General features: G+C 66.3%; 25 protein-coding genes and 1 pseudogene. 11 read left to right on the top strand and 15 right to left on the bottom strand.

The window, feature by feature from the left end:
• Positions 1-6: 6 nt before the first annotated feature.
• The gene (locus ACV22W_RS23170) at positions 7-903 is read left to right on the top strand and encodes a 4-deoxy-4-formamido-L-arabinose-phosphoundecaprenol deformylase (protein ID WP_448022007.1); all 897 of its coding nucleotides are present in this window, start codon (positions 7-9) and stop codon (positions 901-903) included.
• A gap of 108 nt (positions 904-1,011) precedes the next feature.
• On the top strand, positions 1,012-1,473 hold the full coding sequence (locus ACV22W_RS23165; protein ID WP_006756046.1) for a peroxiredoxin: 462 nt from the start codon (positions 1,012-1,014) through the stop codon (positions 1,471-1,473).
• 192 nt (positions 1,474-1,665) lie between these two features.
• Here ACV22W_RS23165 and ACV22W_RS23160 read toward each other — a convergent pair.
• Positions 1,666-1,910, bottom strand: a pseudogene (locus ACV22W_RS23160) (hypothetical protein); the annotation flags it as partial.
• On the opposite strand from ACV22W_RS23160, the gene ACV22W_RS23155 reads away from it, so the two are divergent.
• Positions 1,806-3,614: a PhoH family protein gene (locus ACV22W_RS23155; RefSeq protein WP_448022006.1), complete on the top strand. Its 1,809-nt coding sequence runs from the start codon at positions 1,806-1,808 to the stop codon at positions 3,612-3,614. The pseudogene ACV22W_RS23160 and the gene ACV22W_RS23155 sit on opposite strands and share 105 nt — an antisense overlap.
• A 236-nt stretch (positions 3,615-3,850) precedes the next feature.
• The gene (locus tag ACV22W_RS23150) at positions 3,851-4,897 is read left to right on the top strand and encodes a C40 family peptidase (protein WP_448022004.1); all 1,047 of its coding nucleotides are present in this window, start codon (positions 3,851-3,853) and stop codon (positions 4,895-4,897) included.
• 124 nt (positions 4,898-5,021) lie between these two features.
• Here ACV22W_RS23150 and ACV22W_RS23145 read toward each other — a convergent pair whose 3' ends face one another.
• The 10 genes from ACV22W_RS23145 to ACV22W_RS23100 form a co-directional block, all read right to left on the bottom strand.
• Entirely contained in the window at positions 5,022-6,032 is a 1,011-nt protein-coding gene (locus ACV22W_RS23145) for an inorganic phosphate transporter (protein ID WP_059604254.1), read from the bottom strand.
• Between the two features lie 10 nt (positions 6,033-6,042).
• Entirely contained in the window at positions 6,043-6,669 is a 627-nt protein-coding gene (locus tag ACV22W_RS23140) for a DUF47 domain-containing protein (protein WP_044847234.1), read from the bottom strand.
• Between the two features lie 146 nt (positions 6,670-6,815).
• Complete coding sequence (locus ACV22W_RS23135) at positions 6,816-8,198, bottom strand: replicative DNA helicase (protein ID WP_044847233.1); 1,383 nt, start codon at positions 8,196-8,198, stop codon at positions 6,816-6,818.
• Between the two features lie 135 nt (positions 8,199-8,333).
• The gene (rplI, locus tag ACV22W_RS23130) at positions 8,334-8,786 is read right to left on the bottom strand and encodes a 50S ribosomal protein L9 (protein WP_047900882.1); all 453 of its coding nucleotides are present in this window, start codon (positions 8,784-8,786) and stop codon (positions 8,334-8,336) included.
• Positions 8,787-8,813: 27 nt separating this feature from the next.
• On the bottom strand, positions 8,814-9,089 hold the full coding sequence (gene rpsR, locus ACV22W_RS23125) for a 30S ribosomal protein S18 (RefSeq protein ID WP_004193360.1): 276 nt from the start codon (positions 9,087-9,089) through the stop codon (positions 8,814-8,816).
• Between the two features lie 4 nt (positions 9,090-9,093).
• On the bottom strand, positions 9,094-9,393 hold the full coding sequence (priB, locus tag ACV22W_RS23120) for a primosomal replication protein N (protein WP_011657069.1): 300 nt from the start codon (positions 9,391-9,393) through the stop codon (positions 9,094-9,096).
• A gap of 40 nt (positions 9,394-9,433) precedes the next feature.
• Positions 9,434-9,808, bottom strand: coding sequence for a 30S ribosomal protein S6 (gene rpsF / locus ACV22W_RS23115; RefSeq protein WP_006755436.1), 375 nt, complete (start codon positions 9,806-9,808; stop codon positions 9,434-9,436).
• Positions 9,809-10,051: 243 nt separating this feature from the next.
• Positions 10,052-10,951 carry a zf-HC2 domain-containing protein gene (locus tag ACV22W_RS23110; protein WP_448022001.1) on the bottom strand — a complete coding sequence of 300 codons (900 nt, stop codon included), beginning with the start codon at positions 10,949-10,951 and terminating at the stop codon, positions 10,052-10,054.
• A complete protein-coding gene (locus ACV22W_RS23105) occupies positions 10,941-11,588 on the bottom strand; it encodes an RNA polymerase sigma factor (protein ID WP_448021999.1) in 648 nt (215 codons plus the stop codon). Before ACV22W_RS23105 ends, ACV22W_RS23110 begins: the two co-directional genes overlap by 11 nt.
• A gap of 160 nt (positions 11,589-11,748) precedes the next feature.
• Positions 11,749-12,660, bottom strand: coding sequence for a LysR family transcriptional regulator (locus ACV22W_RS23100; RefSeq protein WP_448021997.1), 912 nt, complete (start codon positions 12,658-12,660; stop codon positions 11,749-11,751).
• 172 nt (positions 12,661-12,832) lie between these two features.
• Between ACV22W_RS23100 and gcl the strand changes: the two genes are divergently transcribed.
• The 4 genes from gcl (at position 12,833) to lysM (ending at position 17,337) form a co-directional block, all read left to right on the top strand.
• Positions 12,833-14,608, top strand: coding sequence for a glyoxylate carboligase (gene gcl / locus ACV22W_RS23095; protein ID WP_448021995.1), 1,776 nt, complete (start codon positions 12,833-12,835; stop codon positions 14,606-14,608).
• Between the two features lie 44 nt (positions 14,609-14,652).
• Positions 14,653-15,462 carry a hydroxypyruvate isomerase gene (gene hyi / locus ACV22W_RS23090; protein WP_448021993.1) on the top strand — a complete coding sequence of 270 codons (810 nt, stop codon included), beginning with the start codon at positions 14,653-14,655 and terminating at the stop codon, positions 15,460-15,462.
• A gap of 54 nt (positions 15,463-15,516) precedes the next feature.
• Positions 15,517-16,410: a 2-hydroxy-3-oxopropionate reductase gene (locus ACV22W_RS23085; RefSeq protein ID WP_448021992.1), complete on the top strand. Its 894-nt coding sequence runs from the start codon at positions 15,517-15,519 to the stop codon at positions 16,408-16,410.
• Between the two features lie 456 nt (positions 16,411-16,866).
• Positions 16,867-17,337, top strand: coding sequence for a peptidoglycan-binding protein LysM (gene lysM / locus ACV22W_RS23080; RefSeq protein WP_021162125.1), 471 nt, complete (start codon positions 16,867-16,869; stop codon positions 17,335-17,337).
• An 83-nt stretch (positions 17,338-17,420) separates the two neighbouring features.
• On the opposite strand, the gene ACV22W_RS23075 is transcribed toward lysM, so the two are convergent.
• Positions 17,421-18,443, bottom strand: coding sequence for an asparaginase (locus ACV22W_RS23075; RefSeq protein ID WP_448021991.1), 1,023 nt, complete (start codon positions 18,441-18,443; stop codon positions 17,421-17,423).
• 271 nt (positions 18,444-18,714) lie between these two features.
• On the opposite strand from ACV22W_RS23075, the gene ACV22W_RS23070 reads away from it, so the two are divergent.
• The 3 genes from ACV22W_RS23070 (at position 18,715) to ACV22W_RS23060 (ending at position 20,597) form a co-directional block, all read left to right on the top strand.
• A complete protein-coding gene (locus tag ACV22W_RS23070; protein WP_044843641.1) occupies positions 18,715-19,005 on the top strand; it encodes a PsiF family protein in 291 nt (96 codons plus the stop codon).
• Between the two features lie 316 nt (positions 19,006-19,321).
• The gene (locus tag ACV22W_RS23065; protein WP_448021989.1) at positions 19,322-19,783 is read left to right on the top strand and encodes a hypothetical protein; all 462 of its coding nucleotides are present in this window, start codon (positions 19,322-19,324) and stop codon (positions 19,781-19,783) included.
• Positions 19,784-20,009: 226 nt separating this feature from the next.
• Positions 20,010-20,597, top strand: a complete 588-nt coding sequence (locus ACV22W_RS23060; protein ID WP_059449922.1) for a BPSL1445 family SYLF domain-containing lipoprotein — start codon at positions 20,010-20,012, stop codon at positions 20,595-20,597.
• Between the two features lie 99 nt (positions 20,598-20,696).
• Here ACV22W_RS23060 and ACV22W_RS23055 read toward each other — a convergent pair whose 3' ends face one another.
• From ACV22W_RS23055 to ACV22W_RS23045, 3 genes are all read right to left on the bottom strand, one after another.
• A complete protein-coding gene (locus ACV22W_RS23055; RefSeq protein WP_448021987.1) occupies positions 20,697-21,761 on the bottom strand; it encodes a glycosyltransferase family 4 protein in 1,065 nt (354 codons plus the stop codon).
• A 209-nt stretch (positions 21,762-21,970) separates the two neighbouring features.
• Positions 21,971-23,146, bottom strand: a complete 1,176-nt coding sequence (locus ACV22W_RS23050) for an AAA family ATPase (protein ID WP_448021985.1) — start codon at positions 23,144-23,146, stop codon at positions 21,971-21,973.
• A gap of 33 nt (positions 23,147-23,179) precedes the next feature.
• Positions 23,180-24,352 carry a mechanosensitive ion channel family protein gene (locus ACV22W_RS23045; protein WP_448021983.1) on the bottom strand — a complete coding sequence of 391 codons (1,173 nt, stop codon included), beginning with the start codon at positions 24,350-24,352 and terminating at the stop codon, positions 23,180-23,182.
• Between the last annotated feature and the right edge of the window lie 7 nt (positions 24,353-24,359).

Here is a 24,359-nt window from a genome sequence, read left to right as displayed (position 1 = left end):
GCTCGCTTGGCTCGTATCGTCCTCAAGATCGACGTCGACACGCTGCGCGGCACCCGCGAAGGCGTGCCGAACCTCGCGCGCATCTTCGACCGCTTCAGTGCGCGCGCGACCTTCCTCTTCAGCCTCGGGCCCGATCACACGGGCTGGGCGCTGCGGCGCGTGTTCCGCCCCGGCTTCCTGAAGAAGGTGTCGCGCACGTCGGTGGTCGAGCATTACGGCGTGAAGCAGCTGATGTACGGCGTGCTGCTGCCGGGCCCCGACATCGGCCGCCGCGCGATCGCGGACATGCGCGCGATCCACGAGGCCGGCTTCGAATGCGGGATCCACACCTGGGATCACGTGTACTGGCAGGACAACGTGCGCGTGCGCGATCGCGACTGGACCGTGCGTGAAATGCAGAAGAGCCACGCGCGCTTCGTCGACGTCTTCGGCGCGCCGCCCGTCACGCACGGCGCGGCCGGCTGGCAGATGAACGACGCGGCGTTCGAGCAGATCGACGCATGGGGGATGCGCTACGCATCCGACGGTCGCGGCCATTCGCCGTACCTGCCCGTGGTCGGCGGCCGCACGCTGTCGCACGTGCAGATGCCGACCACGCTGCCTACGCTCGACGAAGTGCTCGGCATCGACGGCATCGACACGCACAACGTCGCCGCGCATATCCTGAAGTTCACGGAGACCAATCCGCACGACCAGGTGTTCACGCTGCATGCGGAACTGGAAGGCCAGAAGCTCGCGCCGGTGTTCGAGCAGTTGCTCGCCGGGTGGCGCGCACAGGGACATACGTTTGCGACGATGGGCGATTACCACGCGACGCTGGACCGCGACTCGCTGCCATCGTACCCTGTCACGTGGGGCGAGATTCCCGGCCGCTCCGGCGAACTGATCGTCCAGCCCGACTGAGTTCGCGCGCGCCGGCGCCGCCGGCCCCGCCCTTGCGGCGTGCCGCCGCGACGTCCCGCCGTACCGCGCCGCCCGAGCGGCGCCTTTCCATAACAACAGGAGAAACACGTGTCCGTCGAAGTTGACCGTCAAGTTCCCGATTTCACCGCACCGGCTACGGGCGGCGACATTTCGCTGTCCGACCTGAAGGGCAAGAAGCTCGTCCTGTATTTCTATCCGAAGGACAACACGCCGGGCTGCACCACCGAAGGCCTGCAGTTCCGCGATCTCTATCCGAAGTTCAAGAAGGCCGGCGCCGAAGTCATCGGCGTGTCGCGTGACAGCCTGCGCTCGCATGACAACTTCAAGGCAAAGCTCGAACTGCCGTTCCCGCTGATCTCCGATGCCGACGAGGCGCTGTGCGCGCTTTTCGATGTCATCAAGATGAAGAAAATGTATGGCAAGGAAGTGCGCGGAATCGAGCGTTCGACGTTCCTGATCGACGCCGACGGCGTGCTTCGCCAGGCATGGCGAGGCATCAAGGTGCCCGGCCACGTGGACGACGTGCTAAGTGCTGTACAAGCGCTTTGAGCCGCGTTATATTGGGCCGCAATGAATGCCAGTTCGCTCCATATTTCTCGTAGCTGCACCGGTGCCCGTTGCGATGCTTCCCGGCACCTGACGCGCATTACGACGGTATCAGCCGAGCCGCATGTCCCTGTCGACGGGGCAGCGGCTTTTTTTATGGACTGCGCGCCGGCCCTCGGTCCGGCCCTTACCCCGTCAAGGAGCTGATCGACACTTAGGCGAACCGGCTAGACGAAATTCCTGTGCGCCACCGCGCGCAAACTGCATGCGTGTACGTCACGCAGGATGCGATCAGCGGCGCACTTCATGCGACACGATTCCTCCCGAGGGACACCATGCCTTTGCCTACCCCCCCCAGCAAGCTCGGCAGCCTGCTGCCGCCCGACGAATACAAGGCGAAAGCGCGGCCCGCGAAAGCCGCGAAGAAATCCGCCGAAGGGGACGCATCCACAGCCGGTGACTATGGCCCGGCCAGCGTGGCCCAACCGATGACCGAAGCCGCGAACACGGCTGCGCCGCTGCGTGCCGTCGCGTCGTCGGCGCAAGAAGCGGCAAGCACACCCGCCCGCGGCCGCAAGACCAAACAGACCGCGGCGCTGCTGCAGCCGATGCAGGCGCCGGCCGAAGCGGCGCCCGCCGCGCCGGTCGAGGCACGCCACGACAAGCCCGTCGGCGGGAAACCGGCCGCGACACCTGCACGCGATGCCGGCGCCGCGACGAAGTCGCGCGGCCGCAAGCCGGCCGAAGCCGAACTCCAGAAGCTGTTCGTGCTCGACACCAACGTGCTGATGCACGACCCGAGCAGCCTCTTCCGCTTCGAGGAACACGACGTCTATCTGCCGATGATGACGCTCGAGGAACTCGACAACCACAAGAAGGGGATGTCCGAAGTCGCGCGTAACGCGCGCCAGGTGAGCCGCACGCTCGATGCACTGGTCGCTGACGGCGGCCCGATCTCGGCCGGCATTCCGCTGTCGCGCCTCGGCAGCCGCGAGGCGCTCGGCCGCCTGTACTTCCAGACGACGCTCACCAACATTCCGCCCGTCGAAGGCCTGCCGGAAGGCAAGGCCGACAACCAGATCCTGGGCGTCGTGCGCGCGCTGCAGCGCGACCGGCCGGACCATCAGGTCGTGCTGGTGTCGAAAGACATCAACATGCGGATCAAGGCGCATGCACTCGGCCTGCCGGCGGAAGACTACTTCAACGACCAGGTACTCGAGGACAAGGACCTCCTCTATACCGGGGTGCGCGAACTGCCGCAGGACTTCTGGACCAGGCACGCGAAGGGCATGGAGAGCTGGCAGGACACCAAGACGGGCACCACGTACTACCGCGTGACGGGCCCGCTCGTCGCGTCGATGCTCGTCAACGAGTTCGTCTATCTCGAGCCGCAGAACGGCGAACCGACGTTCCATGCGATCGTCCGCGAGCTGAACGGGAAGACGGCACTGCTGCAGACGCTGCGCGACTACAGCCACCACAAGAACAACGTGTGGGGCATCACCGCGCGCAACCGCGAGCAGAACTTCGCGCTGAACTTGCTGATGAACCCCGAGATCGACTTCGTCACGCTGCTCGGCCAGGCCGGCACCGGCAAGACGCTCGTCGCGCTCGCGGCCGGCCTCGCGCAAGTGCTCGACGACAAGCGCTACAACGAGATCATCGTGACGCGCGCGACCGTGCCAGTCGGCGAGGACATCGGTTTCCTGCCCGGCACCGAGGAAGAAAAGATGCAGCCGTGGATGGGCGCATTCGACGACAACCTCGAAGTGCTGCAGAAGACCGACGACGCAGCCGGCGAATGGGGCCGCGCGGCGACGCAGGAGCTGATCCGTTCGCGCCTGAAGGTGAAGAGCATGAACTTCATGCGCGGCCGCACGTTCGTCGACAAGTACCTGATCATCGACGAAGCGCAGAACCTCACGCCGAAACAGATGAAGACGCTCGTCACGCGCGCGGGCCCCGGCACGAAGATCGTGTGCCTCGGCAACATCGCGCAGATCGACACGCCTTACCTGACCGAAGGCAGCTCGGGCCTGACCTACGTCGTCGACCGCTTCAAGGGTTGGGGCCACAGCGGCCACGTGACACTCGCGCGCGGCGAACGCTCGCGGCTCGCCGACTACGCGTCGGACATCCTGTAACGCGCGACCGGCTGACCGCCAGCCGTCGACGCCATGCGGCGCTCCGTTTCCGGGGCGCCGCTTTTATTTTTGGGGTCGGAAACGTTGGTCATGCTTCGTTACGCAACAACCTCACTTACGCGCGAAACTTCAAGTAAATTCTCAGGAATGGTTGCCTAAGCCCCGCCGGAACGTCTACCATCGGGTCTGTCTGTTGTCATACGATTCGCGAGCGCTTCGCGCTCGTCAGCCTTGTCATGCTTCGAATCTGGGTTCCCGTCGCCGTCGTTTCACTGCTCGCGGCCTGCTCCAGCGTGCCGCCGCAGTCGGCTTCGCGCACCTCCGGCATGAAGATCACGACGCCGCGCGCGTTCCCTGCGCCTGCCAATTTCCCGAAATTCGTCGATCACAGCGTCGGCCAGGAAGAGATCTCGATCCAGGCGATGAGCCTCGTCGGCGTGCCGTACCGCTGGGGCGGCAACACGCCGACGAGCGGCTTCGACTGCAGCGGGCTCGTGCGCTACGTGATCGGCCGTGCGGCCGACGTGAGCCTGCCGCGCACGACTGCCGACATGAGCAGCCGCGGCGTGTCGATCGACCCCGACCAGGTTGCGCCGGGCGACCTGATCTTCTTCAATACGACCGGCCGCCCGCATTCGCACGTCGGCATCTACGTCGGCAAGCTGCGCTTCGTCAACGCACCGTCGACCGGCGGCACCGTGCGGCTCGACTACCTGACGAACCCGTACTGGGCCAAGCGCTTCGACGGAATTCGCCGTGTGGCGCCGCCGCGCGGCACGCCGGCGCCGTTCGATACGCCGACTTACGAGGCACGGCGCGATGCGCCGACGGCCGCACCGGCCCCGGTCGTCGCAGCCGCCGCGCCGCGCCAGCCGGCCTACGCTTCGTCACAAGCCGGCGTAGCCCCGTCGCCCGCTCCGGTCATCCAGGCGGCACCGGTCGTATCGACCGCGGCGGTCGCCCCGGCGGCCGATCCGCACGAACCTCCCCCGCCGCGCGTGCCGGCCGCCCAACAGCAGGCTGCGTCCGCGAATGGCGACATGACCGCGATGACGGCGAGCACGGCCCCGACGGAGACCGGCACGCAGATTCCGACGACGGCACTGACGGCCGCCCAGGCTGCCGCGTTCGATGCGGAGCCCCCGCCCGCAGCCGCCGCGCCGTCGCCGCGCGGCATCGAGCCCGTGCAGGTGCTGCGCGCGTCGACGCAACCCGCACCGCTCGGCCCGCGCACCGGCACCGCGGACGATCCGATCGCCCGTTTCGCGAACGGCAGTTACTGACCGGGCACATCCCGACGGCAAACCCGCCATTCCCGGCCCATCTGCGCATTCCCCGACCACCAAAGAAAATGCGCCGCAACCTTTCGGTTTGCGGCGCATGTCGTGTCGTCAGGCAGTTTCGGAATCAGAAGATCTGATGCCCGATCCACCATCCGCCCGCGGCGATCAGCGCGGATGCCGGAATCGTCAGCACCCAGGCCCATACGATGTTGCCGGCAACGCCCCAGCGCACGGCCGACAGCTTCTGCGTCGCGCCGACGCCGACGATCGCGCCGGTGATCGTGTGCGTGGTCGACACCGGAATGCCGAGGAACGACGCAATGAACAGCGTGATCGCCCCGCCGCTTTCGGCACAGAAACCGCCGACCGGCTTGAGCTTCGTGATCTTCTGGCCCATCGTGCGGACGATGCGCCAGCCGCCGAACAGCGTGCCGAGACCCATCGACAGGTAGCACGCGCCGATCACCCACGCGGGCGGCGCATCGGAGGTCGCCGATGCATAGCCCGACGCGATCAGCAGCATCCAGATGATACCGATCGTCTTCTGCGCGTCGTTGCCGCCGTGGCCCAGGCTGTACAGGCCGGCCGACAGCAGCTGGAGACGGCGGAAGCGGCGATCGACCTTGCTGGGTGCGGTACGGAAATACAGCCACGACACGCCGAGCATGAACAGCGAGCCGAGGATGAAGCCGAGCAGCGGCGAGATGAAGATGAACGCGACGGTCTTCATCAGGCCGTCGATGTTCAGCGAGCTCCAGCCCGACTTCGCAAGCGCGGAGCCGACGAGGCCGCCGATCAGCGCGTGCGACGAGCTCGACGGAATCCCGTAATACCACGTGATCACGTTCCAGCCGATCGCACCGACCAGCGCACCGAACACGACATAGTGGTCGACTATCTCGGGATCGATCGTGCCTTTACCGACCGTCTGCGCGACCTTCAGGTGGAAGATGAAATACGCGATGACGTTGAACGCGGCCGCGAACACCACGGCCTGCTGGGGTTTCAGCACGCCGGTCGACACGACGGTGGCGATCGAGTTCGCCGCGTCGTGGAAGCCGTTCATGAAATCAAATACGAGCGCGACGAGCACGAGCGTCGCGACCATCCATAGGGCGAGTTGTATCGAATGCATCGTGGTCCGCTCAGGCGTTTTCCAGCACGATGCCTTCGATGATGTTCGCGACGTCCTCGCACTTGTCGGTGATCTCCTCGAGCAGTTCGTAGATCGCCTTCAGCTTGATGAGCGTCTTCACGTCGTCTTCCTCGCGGAACAGCTTCGACATCGCCGCGCGCAACACGCGATCGGCCTCCGACTCCCAGCGGTCGATCTCCTCGCACTGCTTGAGGATTTGCGCCGACTGCTTCATGTCGGACAGCAATCCGACGGCCTGCTGCACGTGCTGCGCCGACTGCGTGACGATGTGCGCGAGCTGGCTCGCCTCGGACGTGACGGATTGCACGTCGTACAGCGACACAGCCGTCGCGACGTCCTCCATCAGGTCGAGGATGTCGTCCATCGTCGTGATCAGCTTGTGGATCTCGTCGCGATCGAGCGGCGTGATGAAGGTCTTGTGCAGCAGATCGATCGCTTCATGCGTCAGCTTGTCAGCGGCCTTCTCGGCGGTCTGCACGTTTTGCTTGTGAATCTCGGCGTCGGCGAGATTGTCGATCAGCAGTTCGAGCTCGCGGCCACCGGAAACGATGTGCTTCGCGTGCGCGTTGAAGAGTTCAAAGAACTTGCCCTCGGTGGGCATGAATCGACCGAACATGGGATTCCTGAGAGATTGTCAAACGACTGTCACGAAAACGGGCGATATTGTACCGTTTTCGGTTGCGACGCGACGCGCGCATATGCGCGCGCCGGGATTGGATACAACGCTTGGTGAAATAACGGTTTACATCTGGCGAAGAAGTGTTACTCGCCGTAGAAGTTCTGCGCCCCCGCAAAATTGTCGAACTTCGTGTATTGGCCCAGGAACGTGAGCCGAACGGGCCCGATCGGGCCGTTACGCTGCTTGCCGATGATGATTTCGGCCGTACCCTTGTCCGGGCTGTCCGGATTGTAGACCTCGTCACGATAGATGAACAGGATCACGTCGGCGTCCTGTTCGATTGCGCCCGATTCACGCAAATCAGACATCACCGGACGCTTGTTCGGACGCTGCTCCAGCCCGCGGTTCAGCTGCGACAGCGCGATCACCGGCACGTCCAGCTCCTTGGCCAGACTCTTCAGCGATCGCGAGATTTCCGAGATTTCGGTCGCGCGGTTCTCGCCCTGCGACGAGCCCGACATCAGCTGCAGGTAGTCGACGATGATCAGGCCGAGCTTGCCGCATTGGCGAGCCAGACGCCGCGCGCGCGAACGCAATTCCATCGGGTTCAGGCCGCCCGTCTCGTCGATGAAGAGCTGCGCCTCGCTCATCTTCTGCACCGCGTGCGTCAGCTTCGGCCAGTCTTCGTCCGTCAGCCGACCGGTACGCATCCGGTGCTGGTCGAGCCGGCCGATCGAGCCGAGCATACGCATCACGAGCTGGGTGCCCGGCATTTCCATCGAGAACACCGCAACCGGCAGCCCGTACTCGACCGCGACGTATTCGCCGATGTTCATCGAAAATGCGGTCTTACCCATCGACGGCCGCCCTGCGACGATGATCAGTTCGCCGCCGTGCATCCCGGACGTCATCCGGTCGAGGTCGACGAAGCCCGTCGGCGTGCCCGTGACGTCGCTCGGGTTCGCGGTGTGATACAGCGTGTCGATGCGCTCGACGACCTGCGTGAGCAGTGGACCGATCTCGAGGAAGCCCTGGTTGCCGCGCGCGCCCTCTTCGGCGATCGAGAACACCTTCGATTCGGCCTCGTCGAGGAGCTGGCGAACTTCCTTGCCCTGCGGATTGAATGCGTCGGCCGAGATTTCGTCGGCGACCGAAACGAGCCGGCGCAGCACCGCGCGGTCGCGCACGATTTCCGCGTAGCGGCGGATGTTCGCGGCGCTCGGCGTATTCTGCGCGAGTGCGTTCAGGTACGCGAGGCCGCCGACGTCGTCGGCCTTGCCGGACGTGGTCAGCGCTTCGTACACGGTCACGACGTCGGCCGGGCGCGTCGACGCGATCAGCCGGCCGATGTGCTCGTAGATGATCCGATGGTCGTAGCGATAGAAGTCGCCCTGCGACAGGAAGTCGGCAATCCGGTCCCATGCCGCGTTGTCGAGCAACAGGCCGCCGAGTACCGACTGCTCGGCTTCGACCGAATGCGGCGGGACTTTCAGCGATTCGATTTGAGGATCTTGCGGCGCGTTCATGGGTTGGGATTATCGCGAATTGATCGCAGCAGCGCTACCGCTCCGGCAATCGGGCAATAAAAAAGGCAGGCCCCGGTTGCCCAGGCGCCTGCCCTTGTCCGGACGGCGGAAGCCGCCCGGAAAGCTTGCATACGCTTACGCGTGGTCGCCGATCACGTTGACCGTGACGTCGACGACGACGTCCGTGTGCAGCGCGACCTGAACGTTGTGCTCGCCGATCATCTTCAGCGGGCCTTCCGGCATGCGAACTTGCAGCTTCTCGACTTCGAAACCTGCCTTCTTCAGCAGTTCCGCGACATCGCCGTTCGTGACCGAGCCGAACAGACGGCCGTCAACGCCCGACTTCTGCGTGATTTCGAACGACTGGCCGTTCAGCTTCTCGCCAACTGCCTGCGATGCCGCCAGCTTTTCAGCAGCGATCTTTTCGAGTTCAGCGCGGCGAACTTCGAATTCGGCAATCGCTTCCTTCGTTGCACGGCGAGCCTTGCGATTCGGGATCAGGAAGTTGCGAGCGTAACCGTCCTTGACCTTGACGATATCGCCCAGGTTGCCCAGATTGGCGACTTTTTCCAACAGAATGATTTGCATTCGAATTCTCCTTATTGCGTCGCCTGATTACGCCTTGTGCTGATCGGTGTACGGCAGCAGCGCGAGGAAACGCGCACGCTTGATTGCCGTGTCCAGCTGACGCTGATAGTGCGCCTTCGTACCCGTCAGACGAGCCGGCGTGATCTTGCCGTTTTCGCCGATGAAGTCCTTCAGCGTTTCCGTGTCCTTGTAGTCGATCTGCTCGACGCCGGCAGCCGTGAAACGGCAGAACTTCTTGCGCTTGAAGAGCGGGTTTTGTTGCTGACGACGCTTGTCGAATTTCTTACCAGTCGGGCGGGCCATGATTTCAGTCCTTTCCTATGTCCTGCAATGCAGTGATGTGAAACACCAAGGTTCTCGCGTTGCGGCTCTTCTTTGCCAGAAATCCCGTGAACAGCGTTTCGACGCCCATTTCACGACTTTCCAGCCTGCCGCTCGCCTCACCGGCCGCCACCGCCTCGATCGTCATTTCGACCTGACGGGGAATGCCTGCTTCGACGACTTCCGTGCGGTGATGCAACGTGGCGCTTGCGATCGGAACACCTGCCGGCGTATATCGCACCGGTGCGCGTTCGACGACGCTCGCCGTCAATTGCAACCTGTTCACGTGAGTGGCGCGCTCCTTGATGGCTTAATGAGTGACGAACTTAAGCCTGCGCTTCGGTCGGCTGAGCTGCAGCCGCCTTCTTGGCTTCTTCGCGCTGAACTTCCTTCATCATCGGCGACGGGCCGGTCTCGGCCTTCTTCATCTTGACGATGAGGTGACGCAGCACGGCGTCGTTGAACTTGAACGCGTGTTCGAGTTCGTCGAGCGTCGTCTGGTCGCACTCGATGTTCATGCAGACGTAGTGAGCCTTCGCGAGTTTCTCGATCATGTAGGCCAGCTGGCGACGGCCCCAGTCTTCGACACGGTGGATCTGGCCGCCGTGCGTCGTGATCGTGGTCTTGTAACGCTCGATCATCGCGGGCACTTGCTCGCTCTGATCGGGGTGCACGATGAATACGATTTCGTAATGACGCATTACACACTCCTTGTGGATTAAAGCCACCCGGGCGTCTGAACCGGTGTGGCAAGTGAGAAGCCGAAGATTTTAACCCGGATACGGGGCGCATGCAACACCGATCGACGATTTCCGACCGGATTCGGCCATGTTTTCAAAGACTTGAACGGCGTCGACAGCCGAAAAGACCGTCGGCGCGCCTGTTCATGAATCGGGGACGGAGCATCGCGCACGGGGTGACGTGCCCGGCGACGCGGCCTGCCGTCACTCGCTGCGCGCCGCGCCAAGCCGCGCGTCGAGCGCCGTCCTGAACGCGTCCAGCGCCGACGGTTCGGCGTCGGTCACGGCCCACCACGTCATCCCGGCCGCATCCCAGCGATCGAGCGCGTAACCCTGCGACACGGCCGCATACGGCGCGGCCTGCCGCCCGACGCCGGCCGGCCATACGTACACGTCGATCACGTGCTGCCGATACCGGTAGACGAGCACTGCGACGCGGCGCCGCCCGACGTAGTCGAGCCGGCCGCCGGCCAGCGGGAAGCCGCTCGCCGACAGGTCCTCGACCGGCGGCGCATAGTCGAGTCGGCCGTTGAACCACGGCTTGACCGTATGCCGGTCGGTCGAGATCACGTCGATGTCGCGCGCCGACAGGCCGGCCCGAACGTGGCTCGCGACCAGTTCGTCGACGGTCTGGCCGGTTTCGGCGTGGCGCGCGGACATCACCATCCCTGCGGCCGCGGCCAGCGCGACCACCAGCGCCACGCCCCAGCCGAGTCCCGGCAGCGCCGGGACACGCGACCCCGGCCCGGCAGGCGCCGGGCGAGCCGGCTCGCCGCGCCCGGTCGGCCATGAAAACCAGCGGCGACCGTTCGGTCGAGGCCGTGGCCGCGGCGCCACGTCGGGCCCCGGTTCCGCGTGGGCCTGGCTGCGCTCCCCCGCGCCGCCCGCCGCCGGCAGCCCCGCGAGGATGCTCGCCCGCAGCGCATTCGGCGCGCGGTGATAGTCGGCCTGCCGCACGATCCGCCCCAGCGCGACGATTCGTTCGCGTTCGCGGCGGCACGCGTCGCACCCTTCGACATGCCGCTGGATGCGCAATGCATCGGGCGCCGACAGTTCGCGGTCGACGTCCGCGTCCAGCAACGCTCGCGCTTCGTTACAGTCCATCGATCGCCTCCGATGCGGTTCCGCTTGCCGACGCTCGTCCCGGCGCGGGTCTGGGCGTCGATGCCGGCGCCGCCGTGTCGCCCAGCAGCGCGGCTAGCCTGCGCCGGCCGCGCGCAAGCCGCGACATCACGGTGCCGACGGGCACGTCGGCAATCGCCGCGATCTCGCGGTAACTCAAATCCTCCATTTCGCGCAGCACCAGCACCTCGCGATATTCGGGCGCCAGCTTCGCGAGCGCCGCATTCACGAGCCTCACGTTCTCGCCGCGCAGCAATTGCGCGAGCGGATCCTCGGTCGCCGGCTGCCAGTCGTCGGGCACCTCCGCGTCGTCGAGCGTGTCGGGCAATGCAACCTCGTGCGCATGGGTGCGGCGGCGCCACTCGGTGTACCAGGTATGGCGCACGATCGTCAGCAGCCACGGCCGCGCGTTGTCGCCGCGGCACGAGTCGACGAAGCGCAGCGCGCGCATGCACGCGTCTTGGACGACGTCGTCCGCGTCGCCCGCATTGCCGCTCAGCCAGCGCGCGAGGTTGTACGCGGCGTCGAGATGCGGCAGCACGAGCGCGCGAAACCGCTCGCCGCGCGCGACCGCGTCGTCCTCCGTCCGTTCGTCGACCGCCTGTCCGGCTTGCCCCACATGGCCTCCCTCGTCCCGGCGGCGGATGCCGCGCCCGTTCCGCGCCCGGCGCCCGGACAGACCGGCAGCGTGCGCGCTCGATGACCTTACCGCCGCTGCGTCGAGTTTATTCCCGCATGAAGCCGACGATGCGTAAAAAAACCGGAACCTGCCGCACCCGTTACGGCGTGGTGCTCCAGTAGCCGGGGCGCGCATACGCTTCGCGCAGGTAGTCGATGAAGTAGCGCACGCGCGCGGGCACGTAGCGCTGCTGCGGATAGACCGCGAGGATGTCGTAGTCCGGCAGCGCATATTCGTCGAGCACCGTCTCGAGTTCGCCCGTCTCGAGCTGCGCGGCGATTTCCCAGGTCGAGCGCCAGCCGAGCCCGAGGCTTTCCGCCACCCAGCGGTGCAGCAGCTCGCCGTCGTTGCAGTCGAGATTGCCGGCCACCCGCATCGTCACGATCTTGCCGTGGCGCTGGAAATACCAGCCGCGGTTCTGCCCCCCCTGCAGGTTGAAGGCGAGACAGTTGTGCCTGAGCAGGTCGTCGAGCGACTTCGGCCGGCCGTGGCGACGAAAATAGTCGGGCGTACCGCACACGACGCGCCGGTTCGACGCGAGCTTTACCGCGACGAAGTTCGGGTCGACCGAGCCGCCGATCCGGATCGACAGGTCGTAGCCTTCGCGCACGAGATCGACGACGCGATCGGTCAGGTTGAACGACAGCTGCATTTCCGGCTTGTCGACCAGGAAAGCGGGCGCGTGCGGCGCCACGTGCTTGCGGCCGAACGCGGCCGGCGCGGACACGATCAGGTGCCCGCTGACCGCACGGTGACCGGCGGCCAGCTCGTTCTCGGCCTGGTCCCATTCGGACAACAGCCCGCGGCAGCGCTCGAGGAACGCCGCGCCCTCCTCGCTGACCACCAGCCGCCGCGTCGAGCGGTACATCAGCTTCACGCCGAGGCGCTTCTCCAGCGCGTCGATGCGCCGCCCGAGCACTACCGGCGACACGCCCTCCTCGAGCGCGGCCGCCGCGAGGCTGCCCGCGTCCGCGACCCGCACGAACGTCTCGATCTGCTTGAAACGATCCATCTCCCGTCTCCGTCCCGGCTCCGACACCGGCGGGGAAACCCCGTCCGGCCGTCATTCCATACTTTTAGTTTCGAAATAAGCGACTTCGGCTGATCTTATCAAACCTTTCCTGCGTCCCTAAAGTGTTCCCAACAGACCGATTCGCAAGATCCGCACATTCAAGGAGACATTCATGGCCAAGATGAGAGCCGTCGACGCAGCCGTACTCGTGCTCGAGAAGGAAGGCATCCAGACCGCATTCGGCGTGCCGGGCGCGGCAATCAACCCGTTCTATTCCGCGATGCGCAAGTCGGGCGGCATCAGCCACGTGCTGGCCCGCCACGTCGAGGGCGCGTCGCACATGGCCGAAGGCTTCACGCGCGCCGCGCCGGGCAACATCGGCGTGTGCATCGGCACGTCGGGCCCCGCCGGCACCGACATGATCACCGGTCTCTACTCCGCGTCGGCCGACTCGATTCCGATCCTCGCGATCACGGGCCAGGCACCGCGTGCGCGCCTGTACAAGGAAGACTTTCAGGCCGTCGACATCGAGTCGATCGCGAAGCCCGTCACCAAGTGGGCCGTCACCGTGCGCGAGCCGGCGCTGGTGCCGCGCGTGTTCCAGCAGGCGTTCCATCTGATGCGCTCGGGCCGCCCGGGCCCGGTGCTGGTCGACCTGCCGATCGACGTGCAGCTCGCCGAGATCGAATTCGACATCGACACGTACGAACCGCTGCCGGTCTACAAGCCCGCGGCGACCCGCGCGCAGATCGAGAAGGCGCTCGCGATGCTCAACGACGCGGACAAGCCGCTGATCGTGTCGGGCGGCGGCGTGCTCAACGCGGCAGCCGAAGACCTGCTCGTCCAGTTCGCCGAAACGATCGGCGTGCCCGTGATCCCGACGCTGATGTCGTGGGGCGCGATTCCGGACGACCACCCGCTGATGGCCGGCATGGTCGGCCTGCAGACGTCGCACCGCTACGGCAACGCGACGATGCTCGCGTCCGACTTCGTGCTCGGCATCGGCAACCGCTGGGCGAACCGCCACACGGGCAGCGTCGAGGTCTACACGAAGGGCCGCAAGTTCGTGCACGTCGACATCGAGCCGACCCAGATCGGCCGTGTGTTCGGCCCGGATCTCGGCATCGTGTCGGACGCGAAGGCCGCGCTGGATCTGTTCGTCGCCGTCGCACAGGAATGGAAGGCCGCCGGCAAGCTGAAGGATCGCAGTGCATGGGTGTCCGAGTGCCAGCAACGCAAGCGCACGCTGCAGCGCAAGACCCACTTCGACAACGTGCCGGTCAAGCCGCAGCGCGTGTACGAAGAGATGAACAAGGTATTCGGCCGCGACACGTGCTACGTCAGCACGATCGGCCTGTCGCAGATCGCCGCCGCGCAGTTCCTGCACGTGTTCAAGGCGCGCAACTGGATCAACTGCGGCCAGGCCGGCCCGCTCGGCTGGACGATCCCCGCCGCGCTCGGCGTGCGTGCGGCCGACCCGCGCCGTCCGATCGTCGCGCTGTCCGGCGACTACGACTTCCAGTTCATGATCGAGGAACTGGCCGCCGGCGCGCAATTCAAGCTGCCGTACGTGCACGTCGTCGTGAACAACTCGTACCTCGGCCTGATTCGCCAGGCGCAGCGCGCGTTCGACATGGACTACTGCGTGCAGCTCGCCTTCGACAACGTCAACGCACCGGAGCTGAACGGCTATGGCGTCGACCACGTGGCGGTCGCCGAAGGCCTCGGCTGCAAGGCACTGCGCGTGTTCAAGCCGGAAGAAATCGAGCCGGCGCTGAAGCAGGCGCAGGCGCTCGCGGAAGAGTTCAGCGTGCCGGTCGTCGTCGAAGTGATCCTCGAGCGCGTGACGAACATCTCGATGGGCACCGAAATCGATGCGATCAACGAGTTCGAGGAACTCGCCGAGAAGGCCGAACACGCACCGACCGCGATCTCGATGCTCGACTGATCCGCACGACATTTTTTGACTGACCGACCGAAGAGGCTTAGCTCATGCCGAAGTTTGCTGCAAACCTGACCATGCTGTTCAACGAAGTGCCGTTCCTCGACCGCTTCAAGGCGGCCGCGGACGCGGGGTTCGACGCCGTCGAGTTCCTGTTCCCGTACCCGTACGCGAAAGAGGAGCTCGCCGAACGGCTCGAGACGCACCGCCTGCGGCTCGTGCTGCACAACCTGCCCGCCGGCAACTGGGACCAGGGCGAACGCGGCATCGCTTGCCTGCCCGATCGCGTCGGCGAGTTCCAGGAAGGGGTCGGCCGTGCGATCGACTACGCGAAGGCGCTGAAGGTGCCGCAGCTGAACTGCCTCGTCGGCATTCCGTCGGCGAGCACGGCGCGCGACAAGACGTTCGTCACGATCGTCGACAACCTGCGCTTCGCCGCCGACGCGCTGAAGCGCGAAGGCATCCGTCTGCTGGTCGAGCCGTGCAACAGCTTCGACATCCCCGGTTTCGCGCTGAACCGCTCGTCCGAAGGGCTCGACGTGATCCGCGCGGTCGGCTCGGACAACCTGTTCCTGCAGTACGACATCTATCACATGCAGCGCATGGAAGGCGAACTGGCCGCGACGATCGAACGCAACCTCGCGTCGATCGGCCACGTCCAGCTCGCGGACAACCCGGGCCGCAACGAACCGGGTACGGGCGAGATCAATTATGCGTTCCTGTTCGCGCTGCTCGACCGGCTTGGCTACGCCGGCTACGTCGGCTGCGAATACAAGCCCCGCACCACCACGGCGGAAGGGCTCGGCTGGCTGCAAAGCGTCGCCGGCTGCGCACCGGGCTCGGCGCGTCGCGCCGCCTGAGATCCGCCCTTCCCGCGGCTTTCCCACCTACGACCCCATAGGAGACTTTCACACATGGCAACCATCGGTTTCATCGGCCTCGGCATCATGGGCGCGCACATGGCGCGCAACCTGCTCAAGGGCGATCATCAGCTCGTCGTGAACGGTGCGTTCCCGATCCCCGACGACCTGCGCGCCAGCGCGAAGGTCGTCGCGAACTCGACCGAAGTCGCGCAGAACGCCGACATCATCATCTCGATGGTGCCGGACACGCCCGACGTGCGTAACGTGCTGTTCGCCGAGGACGGCGTCGCGAAGGGTCTGACGGCCGGCAAGCTCGTGATCGACATGAGCTCGATCTCGCCGCTCGACACGCAGGAATTCGCGAAGCAGATCAACGCGCTCGGCTGCGACTACCTCGACGCGCCGGTGTCCGGCGGCGAAGTCGGCGCCCGCGAAGCGACGCTGACGATCATGGTCGGCGGCCCAGAGAAAGCCTTCGAGCGCGCGAAGCCGCTGTTCGAGAAGATGGGCAAGAACATCACGCTCGTCGGCGACAACGGCGCGGGCCAGACCTGCAAGGTCGCGAACCAGATCATCGTCGCGCTGAACATCGAAGCGGTCGGCGAGGCGCTGCTGTTCGCCGCCCGCTCGGGCGCCGATCCGGAGCGCGTGCGCCAGGCGCTGATGGGCGGCTTCGCCGCCTCGCGCATCCTCGAAGTGCACGGCGCGCGCATGACGAAGCGCACGTTCGATCCGGGCTTCCGCATCGAGCTGCATCAGAAGGACCTGAATCTCGCCCTCGACGGCGCACGCAAGCTCGGCCTCGCACTGCCGCACACGGCGAGCGCGCAGCAGCTGTTCAGCGTGTGCGCATCGCACGGCGGCAGGGCGTGGGATCACTCGGCACTCGTGCGTGCGCTCGAGATCATGTCGAACTTCGAGATCGGCCAGGCGCCGGCCGCGTAACGCCGACGCAACGACGCGCGTATCGCTGCAACGGCGACCGCGTGACGCACACACGCGATCCGGCTGCGGCCGGTCGCATCGATGCGCGCCTGCGCGTGCATCACGATGGGGCGCCCCGCCGCGCATTGCTGAAATGCGTGTGCGGCGGGGCGAAAAACGCCGCTCTGGGCTGAGAGCGGCGTGGTGGGGTCCGCAGCGGCACCCGGCGGCGCCGGGGAAGCCTTGGTCGGTCAGACGTCGTCGTCGGGTGTCCGCCTGTCGGATTTCGCGTATTACATTTCTTTACGTTCGGGCGTGCGATTTTTCATGCAATCGTCGCGATGAACGCCTACACTTTCGCCACGCCTTTCGAGAAATCCGCCGCGCTTGCGCTCACTCCGGTGATCGCGCCCAGCGCGGTGTTTTTTTCGCCACTTCACGGCGCGTTTTCTTTTCAACCACCTAGGGAGTGCAACGATGGGTCTTCTTTCGTTTATCAAAGAGGCGGGTGAAAAACTGCTGGGTCACGCCGATGCGCAAGCAGCGGAAGATCCGAATGCCGCGAACCAGACCGCGGCCGATGCAATCAAGAACTACATCAACACGCAAGGTCTCGACACGTCGAACCTGACCGTCGCGTTCGATGGTGCATCGCGCACCGTCACGCTGTCGGGCAGCGTCGCCGACCTCGACACGAAGGCGAAGGTCAAGGTCGCGGCCGGCAACGTGCAGGGCGTCGCGGGCGTCAACGACGACGATCTGCAGCCGGACGATCCGGAAGTTCAGTACCACGACGTGAAGCCGGGCGACACGCTGTCGGCGATCGCCAAGGAAGTGTACGGCGACGCGAACAAGTACCCGGCGATCTTCGAGGCGAACAAGCCGATGCTGTCGAGCCCGGACCGGATCTATCCGGGCCAGAAGCTCGTGATTCCGCCGCAGTCCTGAGCATTTGCGCAGCACTGACGCAAAAAAGGCAGGCCGATGGCCTGCCTTTTTTTCATGCGCGCCACCCGATCGGCGGCCAGCGGTCACAGCGTGTCGAATGCGCGTTGCAGCGCGTCGCGCCCGTGCATGCCGTTCGCGAGCGCGAGCATCAGCAGCACGCGTGCCTTGAACGGGCTCAGCGACCCGGCGCTCACGAAACCGAGCGCGTCGTCGTTCGCGGCGCCGTTGCGCATCACGTGCCCCGAGCCGACGCGCGACGCACGCACCACGGCGACACCCGCTTTCGCCGCATCGGCGAGCGCCGCCTGCAGCGTCGCGTGGATCGACCCGTTGCCGGTGCCCGCGACGACGAGGCCGCGCACGCCGGCCGAGACGAGCGCGTCGACGGCCGTACGCGTCACGCCCGCATAGCTCGCGACGACTTCGACCGGCGGCCATGTGGCCGCGATCGCCAGATGCGCATCGCGCGAACGCGTCACGCGGCGCGCGAATTCGACGCGGCCGTCCTGCACCCAGCCGAGCGCGCCCAGTTCCGGCGACTGGAATGCGTCGACCGCATAAGTGCTCGTCTTCACGACGTCGCGCGCACCGTGGATCCGGTTGTTGAACGCGACGAGCACGCCCTGCCCGCGCGCGGCCGGATGAGCGGCGACCGTCACCGCGTTCAGCAGGTTCAGCGGCCCGTCGGACGACAGCGCGGTGGCCGGCCGCATCGCGGCCGTCACCACGACCGGCTTGTCGCCGGTCACGACCAGATGCAGCGCGTATGCGGTTTCCTCGAGCGTGTCGGTACCGTGGGTGATCACGATGCCGTCGATCGCCGGATCGGCCATCAGCGCGGCGATGCGCGCGGCGAGTGTATTCCACAGCGGCAGCGCGAGATCCTTGCTGTCGATGCTGGCGACCTGCTCGGCATCGATGCGCGCGACCGACGCGAGCGCCGGCACCGCGTCGAGCAGGAAATTGACGCCGAGCGCGCCGGCCTGATAGCCGGCCGTGCTGGCGGCGTCCGGCGCGGCGCCGGCGATCGTGCCGCCGGTGGCGAGTACGGCGATGCGCGGCAGCGCCGGCGCGGACGAAGAAGTTGCGGAGTTCGGAGTATTCATGGCCGCGATTGTAATGGCTCGCGGCGGGCATCCGGTAGGTCACGTTCGCGAGACCGGAGCCGAACGCGTCGCGTCATGGTTTGTCCCGATCGCCGGCGAGCGCACGCCGTCAACGGCCACGCCGCCCGCCGCGTTAAAGGAATGCCGTTTTGGTGTTTTCACATTGATTTGCCATAATCGGAGCGCGCGGCGCGATGTGACCCTGTTCCATTGCGCCGGGCTTCGTGACGGCGTCGATATAAAACGCAATTCACCCCATGGGAGTGTCGAAATGAAAATCCAATCGCTCGTAGCCGCAGTGCTTCTCGGCGGCATGCTGGCTTCCCCCGCTTTCGCGGCGAACAGCCAGCAGGACAAGATGAAGGCCTGTAACACCCAGGCCGCCGGCAAGACGGGCGACGAACGCAAGGCGTTCATGAAGGACTGCCTGTCGGCCAAGCCCGCGAAGAAGATGTCGCAGCAGGAAAAGATGAAGGCCTGCAACACCCAGGCCGCCGACAAGAAGGGCGACGACCGCAAGGCGTTCATGAAGAGTTGCCTGAGCAGCCAGCCGGCCGCCTGAGTTCCGGCGCTCCCGCGCGAATGCCGCGCACCGCTTCGGCGGGCGCGGCATTTTTGTTTTCGTTGCACGCGCATCGACGCGCGCGATGACGCCGGATGCGTCACCGTGCCGTCCGGCCGACGGCATCGTTGCCGTTGCGTCATGCTCCGCCCTCCCGCTCCGCTTCTCCCCGCGCGCCGTACGAATGCCGCCACATGGTGCGGCAATTCGCCGCGATTTCTTCTATGATGGCTGCAACGCGGCCCATCCAAGTACAAGAAGCGCCATCGGGCCGCCCTCGAGCCGGACGCGCACGCCGCGTCAAACGGAGGCATGGATGGCATGGAGACAACACCGCTGGTTCCGCCGCTGGCTGATCGTGATCGTGTTCTGGGCCGTGCCCGTCGCGATCGTGGCCGTGCGCGAGATCCGCGAGGAAATGGCGTACAACAAGGCCGACCTGCAACTCGCGCTGACCACCTGGCAGTTTACCGATGCGCAGCAGGCGGCAGGCGCCGCCGCAAAGTGCCACGGCGATCCTGACGCGGCGCGCGCCGCCGGCTGCCCGGCCGACGTGCTGGCCGCCAACGCGGCACGCCAGCAGGCGGCCCGGGACGAATACGTGGTGCGCCGCAATACGCTCGCCGGTTATCTGTGGCATGCATTCGTCGGCTATTGGGTCGTGCCGGCCGCGTTCCTGTTCGCGTGCGGGGTCGTGATCGCGCTGATCCGCCGCGCGCTGCGGCGCCCGCCGATCAAGCCGCCCGCCCCGCCGGCGCCGCCCGTCACGCCGCACTGACGCGCAGCAACGCCCCCTTCCTTTTTCCTGCCGTCCCCGGCCGGCCGCGCGACGTATCGCCGTACGCGCGCCGGTCCGTCCGTTGGCGTGCCGCGACACCCCAAAACGATTTGACGCCTTTTCATGCGCGAATGAAAAGGGGTTGTAATCCACTGTGATATAACTGCCGACGTGATCCGCTCCTTGAGCGAGACTCACTCCGAACGTCATCCGATGGAGAAGAACGATGCAAAAACGGAACCTTGTGCTGAAAGCCGCCGCTGCGCTCATCGTCGGTAGCCTTGCGCTCACCGGTTGCACCACCACCCCCGACAAGCCCGACAATGCCGCGACCAACGCGTCGAAGCGTCAGGCGATCGATTCGAGCGTCGACGCAACGCTGTCGCGCATGTATTCCACGGTCAAGGGCTCGCGCGAACTCGTCGCGAAGTCGCGCGGCGTGCTCGTGTTCCCGGACGTGATCCAGGCAGGCTTCATCGTCGGCGGCCAGACGGGCAACGGCGCGCTGCGCGTCGGCGGCAGCACGGTCGGCTACTACAACACGTCGTCGCTGTCGGTCGGCCTGCAGGCCGGCGCGCAGTCGAAGGCGATCGTGTTCCTGTTCATGACGCAGGAAGCGCTCGACGAATTCCGCGGCTCGGACGGCTGGGCAGCCGGCGCCGGTGCATCTGTCGCGCTCGTGAAGATGGGCGCGAACGGCGCGGTCGACACGACCACGGCCACCGCGCCGGTCCAGGTCATCGTGCTGACCAATGCCGGCCTGATGGGCGACGTGTCGATCAACGGCACGAAGGTCACGAAGCTGAAGATCTGACGCCGAGGCGTCCTCGCCCGTGCGCACCGCGCGCGGGCGACGTGCAAACGGCGATGTCCTTGCGGGCATCGCCGTTTTGTTATCCGCGCGCGTCGTGTGTCAGGTCGTCGAATCGATCACCGTGAAGCGCGAGCGCTTCTGCGCGCGAATCAGCGACTGGTACACGTCGACATACTGCTGCGCCATCCGCCGCGACGTGAAGCGCTCCTCGAAGCGCTGCCGCACGCGGGCGCGCGGCAGCAGGTGCAGCCGGTTCACGGCGGCCACCGCGCTGATCTCGTCCTCGACGATGAAGCCCGACACGCCTTCGTCCAGCACCTCCGGCACCGCGCCGCGATTGAACGCGATCACCGGCGTGCCGCACGACATCGCCTCGATCATCACCAGCCCGAACGGCTCCGGCCAGTCGATCGGAAACAGCAGCGCATGCGCGCCCGACAGGAATTCGGCCTTCTGGTGGTCGGCGATCTCGCCGATGTATTCGACGTGCGGGAGGGCGAACAGCGGCTTGATCTCGCGTTCGAAGTATTCCTGGTCCGCCGCGTCGATCTTCGCTGCGATCCGGATCGGCAGCCCGCACTGGCGTGCGATGCGGATCGCCGTGTCGACCCGCTTCTCCGGCGAGATACGACCGAGGAACGCGAGATAGCGCGGCTCGACGGGCTGCGGCAGATACAGTGCGTCGGGCAGCCCGTGGTAGACGGTCGTCAGCCATTTCGCCTGCGGCAGCGGCTGGCGCTGCGAGTTCGAGATCGAGATCACCGGCGCGGTGTTGAACGTGTCGAACACCGGTTGCTGCTCGGGCAAGTCGAGCCGGCCGTGCAGCGTCGTCACGTACGGCGTGTCCTGCCGGTTGAAAACCGAAAAGGAGTAGTAGTCCATGTGGAAATGGAGCACGTCGAAATCCTTCGCGCGGCGCGCGACCGTCTCCATCAGCAGCATGTGCGGAGCGACGCGATCGCGGATCGACGAGTCGAGCCGCAACGCGCGCGGCCACACCGGTTCGAGCCTGGCCCGGGTCGTCGAATCGCCGCTGGCGAACAGCGTCACGTCATGGCCGAGGTCGACGAGCGCCTCGGTGATGTAGGACACGACGCGCTCCGTCCCGCCGTACAGCTTCGGCGGCACGGATTCGGTCAGCGGGGCGATCTGGGCAATTCTCATGGTCCACGTCTCCTGTGTCCTCGGCCTGCCCGCACGGGGGCTGGCGCACACCGCGCTACGTGCGTCATGCGGCCGGCATCGCGGCGGCCAAATATCTCATCATTATTCGCGATCCCGATGCACGGAAGCACCGGGCTTTCATTTTATGGGCGTTGTTACAGACAGGATACATTCGCCCGCGGCCGGCCCGCACCGCCCAGCCCGGCCCTTCAGCGCGACGGCCACTTCCACGGCGGCAGGTCGCGCGTATCCGCATCGACGAGCACGGTCGCGCCGAGCTGCTTGTCGAGCACCAGCGACGTGCAGCCGGCCTCCCGTTCGAGCGTCGCGATGAGCCGCGCCGCGTGCGACACGACCAGCACCTGCGAACGTTGCGCGGCCTGCGCGATCAGGCGGCCGAGCGCCGGCAGCAGATCGGGGTGCAGGCTCGTCTCCGGTTCGTTCAGCACCATCAGCGCGGGCGGCCGCGGCGTCAGCAGCGCGGCCGCGAGCAGCAGATAGCGCAGTGTGCCGTCCGACAGCTCGGCGACCGACAACGGCCGTAGCAGCCCCGGCTGGCGCATCAGCACGTCGAAGCGGCCACGGCCGCCCGGATTGTCGATGTCGATCGATGCGCCGGGGAACGCGTCGTCGATCGCCGCATCGAGCGCGGCGGCATCCCCGATTTCGCGAATCGTCTGCAGCGCGGCGGCCAGGTCGGCGCCGTCGTCCGCGAGCACCGGCGTGTGGGTGCCGATGTGCGACTGCCGGGCCGGCGCCTGCGCATCCGTGCGGAAATGGTCGTAGAAGCGCCACGACCGGATCCGCTCGCGCACCGCGATCATCTCCGGCGCGCCGACCGGATCGGCGAACTCGGTCATCATGCTGTCGAAGCTCGCGACCGGCTGCGGCACCGTGTGCCAGTCGCCCGCCCCGGTGCGCGCGCGAATCTGCGCGCCCTGCCGGTCGACCAGCAGCGTCGACGGGCGCAACAGCGCGCCGCCCCAGACGCATTCGCGCTTCACGACCGGATCGAGCGCGAACTGCGAACCGCTCGGGACCGGCAGGCCGAGATCGATCGCATAACCGAAATCGTCGCCCGCGAAACCGAGTTTGAGGCTCACCGGTCCGTTGCGCACCGTACCGGTCACCGGCATCTCGCCGCTCAGCATCGCACGCGAAAAGCGCTCGGGGCCGGCCCACAGCGTCGATGGCAGCCCGCCTTCGCGCGCGAGCGACGGAATCACGCGCCCCTGCGCCGTATCGGCGAGCAACCGCAGCGCGCGGTACACGCTCGACTTGCCGCTGCCGTTCGGCCCCGTGACGACGGTGAGCGCCGCGAGCGGCACGATCAGCTCGCGCAGCGAGCGGTAGTTGGCGATGGCGAGCGTGTTCAGCGCGGTCATGGAAAGGAAATGGCGGCGGGTATCGGTACGCGTTCAGCGGCCTTCGGTGGCCTTCGGATCGGCTGCGGTGTTGGCCGCCGTGCTGGCGGCGGGCGCCCGCGCATGCGGCCGTTCGGGGCTCGGCTCGTCCAGCGCCGAATCGTGCGGATACAGCTCCATCCGGCTGCGCGGCAGGCATTGCGGAAAACGCGCCTGCAGGTAGGCGATCAGGCCCTCACGCACGCGGCAGCGCAAGTCCCAGCACGCCGACGAGTCGGCCGCGCTGACGAGGGCGCGCAACTGCATCGTGCGCTCGGTCGCGTCGGTCACCTGCAGCACCTGCACGCGGCCGTCCCACTCGGGCGCCGCATGGACGAGCCGCGCGAGCTCCTCGCGCAGCGGCGCGAGCGGCGTGCGGTAGTCGACCGACAGGTACACCGTGCCGATGATCTCCGAGCTGCTGCGCGTCCAGTTCGTGAACGGGTTTTCGATGATCCACTGCAGCGGAACGACGAGCCGGCGCTGGTCCCACAGCCGCACCGACACGAACGAGCCCGTGATTTCCTCGATGCGGCCCCATTCGCCCTGGATCACGACGACGTCGTCGAGCCGGATCGGCTGCGTGAGCGCGATCTGCAGCCCGGCGATGAGGTTGCCGAGCACCGGCCGCGCGGCGATGCCGGCAACCAGCCCCGCGACGCCGGCCGACGCCAGCAGGCTCGCGCCGACCTGGCGCACGTTCGGGAACGTCATCAGCGCTGCGCCGGTGCCGATGATCACGATCAGCACCATGACGGTCCGCACGAGCACCTTGGCCTGCGTGTGGACGCGCCGTGCGTGGAGATTGTCGGCCGCATCCATCGGATGGGCCTGGATGATCGCGTCGCCGACGCCGGCCGCGAGCCGCACCAGCAGCCAGGTCAGCGACACGATGGAGCCGACCGCGGCCGCGGTGCGCATTCCGCCCACGAACGACATGCCTTCGTCCGCCTGAATCCACAGGAACTCGAGCGCGAGCAGCGCGAGCGTGACGAGCGACGGTTTGTCGATGTAGCGCAGGATCACGCTCATCAACGGATACGGTTGTGCGATGCGCTTGACGATGCGTGCGCCGACACGGTGCACGATCACGACGACGAGCACGACGATGGCCGACACGCCCAGCGTGCCGAGCCACGCATGCAATGGCGCATCGGCGATGCGCTGCAATTCCTCGATTGAAATCATCGGCGCC

The organism is Burkholderia sp. AW49-1 (assembly GCF_053427845.1).
Note: the sequence above shows the minus strand (reverse complement) of the source record. Positions and strands in the feature narration are given on the sequence as shown.